Genomic DNA, 5,532 nt, shown 5'->3' with positions numbered 1-5,532 from the left:
CTCGCCCGTAATTTTTTGGCCGCTGTTCATCTCGCCGCTCTCGTCGCATATTGGCTCAATTGAGTCTGGACCCTAATTGCTGAGATCGAACTAAATGAATCGGCGGCGATCTGTGTTGAGCAGATGGACGACGAAATCACGCTCGTCATTGCAAGCATTGTCGGCGTTCACTTCCAAGTGACAGTGGAGCAGGCGCTTGAGTTGTCGCGGGCCTTAGCTGTAGCTGCGGAGAATGCGGAAAAATTCCGTAAGTCAGCCAAGACGTAGCGGCTACTTCTTAATCGAGTGCTCTTGCATAAACCGCGCGGCCCTAACGCGCGCTCGCTCCATCATGTCTTCCTTCGCTTTCGCAGTGGCAAGCTCTGATTCAAGCCGCTCGAAGATCGGGAGATAGACTTCACCGCCTTGTGGCGACTGATCCATTAGGATCGCAAGACAATCCAAGCAACGCTCCAGTGTATCGACCGTGATTGGTTCGTCACTGCGGATCGCGAACCGTTTGGTCATCATTCGCCTACGCTGTCCGCGTCAATAGGGAGCTTGCTCCGCTCCCACTCCAATAACTCGGATAGAAGCCAGAACCTGGTGCGGCCACCGAGGCGCGTCGACGGTTGCGGAAAGGCCGCATCGCGCATGCGCCGGAATAGCCAAGTGTTCGATACGCTGCCGTAGCGCTCGCGAACTTGCTTGGCGTTGAGATACTGATCTGTCGCGAGGGCGTTGAGATCAACGGTCGACACGGGCGCCACCGAATCGTTGCTGCCGCCGCACGCTGGAATGGGAGTGTGGCTTTACAATAGGGCAGCACCCACATCCCTATGGACGCGCCGAAGCGCCCCGATAGGTGTGGGCAGCTAGGCCTTCGGTTTCGCCAGCCTCACACCAGGGCCGCCATCGATCGATTGACCATCTGCCAGGAAGATGGCGCCGGCAGATTCGAGGGCGGCGCGGATGGCGGCTATCGAATGACCCGGTGCCGTCGCGTCGGTCTCAACCCTCGTCACGGTGTTTCTGTGCACACCCGATTTCTCCGCAAGGTCTCGAACGGTCCAGTTCAACAAACCGCGCGCCGCCCTAATTTGTGCACTTGTCACCATGGTTAATTCCTGTATAGTGCATTTGTCACCATAGAGGTGATAGATGCACAATAAAGGAACCCGCCCAATGCTGCAAGCCGCCTCATTTCCGTCCGCTGAACGACCCACCACCCTTTCGCAGTTTCTCTACACCCATCGCCGATTGACCGACCTGGCCCGTGGGCCGCTTCCCAGCGAGATCGTTGAGGAGATGACCCACACCGCATGCGGAATTGCGGAGAGGATCCTTGAGGCGCCCGCCGCAGACTGGCGGGATCTGAGCAAGAAAGCCCTGCTGCTGCTCGACGAATTGCCCTACGAGCAGGAGTGGCTCGATCGTATGTGAATGCGGATCGAAATTTGACCCCTCAATCAGTCTATCTCGTGGGCTAACGTCTTGATTTTTCAAGTGCCGGAAAAGTGACCCCGGCGCCGATCGGCGTCGGACCCCCGCGCCGATTCACAGAAGCATGCGAAAACCATCGAGGCTCGCGGCGAAGACGTTGTCCAGCCGCATCAAGAAGCCGGATATACGTCAGTAGTTGTGGCCGTCGATCCTGATCAAGTCGGTCGTTGCAATCGGGCGGGGTCCATATGGGGTCCGGACGCCGATCGGCGTCCCAAGTGCTTGATGGGTCAATGTTCAGCGTCGATTCACAAAGATGTTGGCTGGAGATAGTCCTCGCCGCGAAAGCTGGCCGTACGCCTCACCGATGAGGAGCAGTATTTTGTCTCTGAATCTTCGGTCTATCGGCTGTTGACGGCGAAGCGCGCAGGCACATGCGCCATGCTGTCTTGGCGCGGCAATTGTCGTCATCAGGTTCTCGACAGCTTCCCCATTTAAGTTTAACAAACATACAGGGCTGATCCCCTTGGAAGAACATCCGCTGCCGATGCTCACGGTGCGTGCCTGCCGGCGCTGTAAAGGGCGGTTTGTTGCTGATTGCCCGGCATGTCAGATCGATAGCCCAGGTTCATATTTGAAGAGGACGGATGGATTTCCCCTTGACCAAGTCGGTGCATGAACAATCGGGCAGCACGGGTCCGCAAGAGAGCTCACCCGCGGCTCCGTCTGCAGCCGCGGCGACCTTTGAGCGGCAATTGAGAGAGATCAGCAGTTCAGGTGTGGGTGGTGGAGCAATGCCGGCCGCCGCTGCGCTGCAGCCGGCTCAATCAACGGAGGTTTTGATAGGGAGGCAGTGCAATCAGATCCTTTACTCCGAGGATGCTCGCCTTATCTCGGGGCTTGAGAAGGCCCTTACGAAGGGCGGGGCCGCCAAAGGCACCACCAATAACTATTTACGTGTTCTTCGCGGCTTTGGCCATTGGCTCTCCGCAAATAACAAAAAGGGCATCTCTGCTCGGCTCGACGACAAAAAATCGCTGTCTCAAGATGCGCGCGAGTTCAGCGGAGAGGGTGAGCCCTGGAAACTTCTTACAGCAATAGGTCATCTCCGAAATTCGCAGTCGACCGGCGAAGTCGTGCCGATCACACGCCACGTTGAGGTAAATCCTTATCAGCAGGACGCGGAACTCATCAAAGAGTACCAAAACGAAGTAGCGTCAGAGATGGGCAAGAGGGATGCAACCGCTCTTCGCAATTTCAGCGACTACCTGCGTGACAACAACAAGAAGGGTATTGTTGGTCGGCTTCGCGGCGAGTTGTTAAATGAAGATGTTAAGAGCTATAAGAAAGTCTCCGCTTTTCGTTCGAAAATCGGTGTCGCGCTGGATCGTCTCCGAAAATCGTCGGCCGGCGCTAAGGCGATGGATCTCGAGCGCAATATTGATCCCGAAGACGCGGCCCTGAAGGAGTCGAGGCAGGTCGGCGACGCCGCTGCGCAGCACAGTTCGTCGCAGAAAGCTGGCAGTTGGCCAGAGGAATTGCTTCCTGCGGAAGGCCATGATCAGAATTTGCTTTTGGGGCCGATGGACGAACCCGGCGCGTCGTCCTCGGCGCCGCAGCCGACTCAGTCAACTGGGATTTTGAGAGGGAGGAGGAGACGGCCTCTTTATCCCGAGGATGCTGCCCTTATTTCGGGGCTTGAGAAGGCCCTCATCAAGGGCGGGGCCGCCGAAGGCACCGCCAAGGACCATGTACGTACTCTTCTCAGCTTTGGCCAGAGGCTCTACGCAAATAACAAAGATCCCATTGCTGCTCGGCTCGACGACGAAAAGTCACTGACCGCTGATGCGCGCGAGTTGTTCGAAAAGCGTCCCGCGACACTCCATAGGGCAATAGACCATCTCAGGACCTCGCGGTCGACGGGCGGAATCGTGCCGATCGCAGGCCGCACTGAGTTGCATCCTTATCCCCAGGACGCGGCACTCATCAAAGAGTACAAAAACGAAGTAGCGACAGATGCCGGCAAGAGGGATGCAACTGCTCTTCGCAATTTCAGCGACTACCTGCGTGACAACAACAGGCCGGGCATTGCTGCTGGGCTCGGCACGTCGTTTGATGGAGATGTCGAGAGCTATAGGAAGGTCGCCGGTGCTGATTCCAGGATTGGTGCCGCACTGGCTCGTCTCCGAAAATCGCAGGCCGGCGCTGAGGCGATGGAGCACGAGCGCCATATTGATCCCGAAGAGGCGGCCCTGAGGGAGTCGAGGCGGGTCGGCGACGCCGCTGCGCAGCACATTGCGTCGCAGAAGGGTGGCAGTTGGCCAGAGGAATTGCTTCCTGCGGAAGGCCATGATCAGGATTTGCTTTTGGGGCTGATGGATGAACCCGGCCCGTCGTCCTCGGCGCCGCAGTCGGCTCAGTCAACTTGGATTGTGATAGGGAAGAGGAAGCAGCCTCTTTATTCCGTGGATGCTCCCCTTATTTCGGGGCTTGAGAGGGCCCTCATCAAGGGCGGGTTCAGCAAATCCGCTGCCGAGCAGCACGGAGGTTCCCTTCGTAGCTTTAGCCGTTGGCTTTTCGCAAAAGAAAAACCGAGCATTCGTGATCGGCTCGACAATAAGTCGCTGACCGATGGCGGTGAGGTGCTCGAGTTCACCGGAGAGGGTAATCCAAAGAGACTCGTTCAGGCAATCGACTATCTCCGGACCTTGCGGTCGACGGGCGAAGTGCCGATCTCACGACGCGCTAAGCTGAATCCTCACCCCCAGAACGTGGCCTTTATCAATCCCGAAGACACGGTACTGATGGAGCCGAGGCGCGTCGACGCCGCCGCTGCGCAGCACAGCGCGTCGCAGGAAACTGGCCGTCGGCCAGAGGAGCTTCCCGCGGAAGGCCGCGATCAGGATTTGCTTTTGGGGCTGATGGACGAACCCCGCTCGTCGTCATCTCTCGAGCCAGCCGCGCGCCATGACCAGGCACCGGATCCCGGAGAGCCCGACCGCCAGCAGTCCCCGGACGAGCCGATGGCTGCGCTTGCCAGGAGCAACCGCCTGCCAAGCGAGGAGGTCCTCATCAACGATGAGCATGACACAGCTGAGTTGAGGCCAGCGAAGAGGCAGAGGACCCTAAACAATCCGCAAGGCGTTGCCGGCGAGCGGCAGCTGAGCGAGATCGCCAATTCAGGCGGCCAGCCGACACCGGCGCCTACCCATCAACAGGGTACGTCGTCATGGGAGACGCAGCCGATGCTGCTGCGGAGCGGCTACGAAGATGTCACGGCGCCGCATGCGGTCGCGATGTACGTCGGGGGCGCCGCTGCGCAGCACAGCGCGCGGCAGCGAGCTGTCAGTCGGCCATTGGTCCTCCCGGAAGGTTACGATCAGGATCTGCGCTTAATGGTGGAAGACGGCCCATCGTGGCCCGAGGTTCCTCCTGAGCAGGCGCAGGACATAGTCCAAGCTGGGCAGGAACCTGCCCGGCCGACCGTGGAAGCAGCGCCAACGCACTCTGCCAGGGCTCGCTCAAATACCTACGGCGGTATTGAGGTGTCGTTTAATCCGAATTCGCCCGCATCATTTGAGTTGCGTGACAATGCTTGGAGCCCGGCGCCTGGCTTTCCGCCGCCGTTTGCCGGGCCGGTACCGGGGCATCACCAGGGCGCTCAACAGCTCGGCTCGCCGCAGGGGCTTTCTCCGGTGTCCGCCCACTCGGACGATGACGCTTTGGCGTGGTTGAGCGAGGAGCTTGCGCGGCAGATGCAAGAACCGGCATCACCATCAACTGCCAGGGCTCAGGATCTCTATCGTGGATTTGAGGCACTCCTTGATCCGGATGTGGCCGAGTTGGATGACAGTGCTCACTTTGCGCCAGCGCCTTCTGCCAGGGCTTGCTCAGACACCTACGGCGGTCTTGAGGTATCGTTTAATCCGAATTCGCCCACATCATTTGAGTTGCGCGACAATGCTTGGAGCCGGGCGCCTGGCTTTCCGCCGCCGTTTGCCGGGCCGGTACCGGGGCATCACCAGGGCGCTCGACAGCTCGGCTCGCCGCAGGGGCTTTCTCCGGTGTCCGCCCACTCGGACGATGACGCTTTGGCGTGGTTGAGCGAGG

General features: G+C 59.1%; 6 protein-coding genes. 3 read left to right on the top strand and 3 right to left on the bottom strand.

Going from position 1 to position 5,532, the window contains the following annotated elements; translation table 11 throughout:
• Positions 1-123 precede the first annotated feature (123 nt).
• The gene (locus QJT82_RS44335) at positions 124-267 is read left to right on the top strand and encodes a hypothetical protein (RefSeq protein WP_196238411.1); all 144 of its coding nucleotides are present in this window, start codon (positions 124-126) and stop codon (positions 265-267) included.
• A 3-nt stretch (positions 268-270) separates the two neighbouring features.
• Here the strand turns inward: QJT82_RS44335 and QJT82_RS44330 are convergent, their stop codons facing one another.
• The 3 genes from QJT82_RS44330 to QJT82_RS44320 form a co-directional block, all read right to left on the bottom strand.
• A complete protein-coding gene (locus QJT82_RS44330; protein ID WP_014498628.1) occupies positions 271-507 on the bottom strand; it encodes a hypothetical protein in 237 nt (78 codons plus the stop codon).
• The gene (locus QJT82_RS44325; protein WP_223153795.1) at positions 507-740 is read right to left on the bottom strand and encodes an AlpA family phage regulatory protein; all 234 of its coding nucleotides are present in this window, start codon (positions 738-740) and stop codon (positions 507-509) included. The genes QJT82_RS44330 and QJT82_RS44325 overlap by 1 nt, the downstream gene beginning before the upstream one ends.
• Before the next feature lie 114 nt (positions 741-854).
• Entirely contained in the window at positions 855-1,097 is a 243-nt protein-coding gene (locus QJT82_RS44320) for a helix-turn-helix transcriptional regulator (RefSeq protein WP_011090956.1), read from the bottom strand.
• A gap of 67 nt (positions 1,098-1,164) precedes the next feature.
• Between QJT82_RS44320 and QJT82_RS44315 the strand changes: the two genes are divergently transcribed.
• Both QJT82_RS44315 and QJT82_RS44310 read left to right on the top strand, forming a co-directional pair.
• Positions 1,165-1,422, top strand: coding sequence for a hypothetical protein (locus QJT82_RS44315; RefSeq protein ID WP_014498629.1), 258 nt, complete (start codon positions 1,165-1,167; stop codon positions 1,420-1,422).
• A 647-nt stretch (positions 1,423-2,069) separates the two neighbouring features.
• On the top strand, positions 2,070-5,532 hold a 3,463-nt coding region (locus QJT82_RS44310; protein WP_281446713.1), incomplete at its 3' end, for a hypothetical protein.

It is taken from the genome of Bradyrhizobium sp. Mp19, assembly GCF_029952935.1.
Classification (GTDB): domain Bacteria; phylum Pseudomonadota; class Alphaproteobacteria; order Rhizobiales; family Xanthobacteraceae; genus Bradyrhizobium; species Bradyrhizobium elkanii.
Note: the sequence above shows the minus strand (reverse complement) of the source record. Positions and strands in the feature narration are given on the sequence as shown.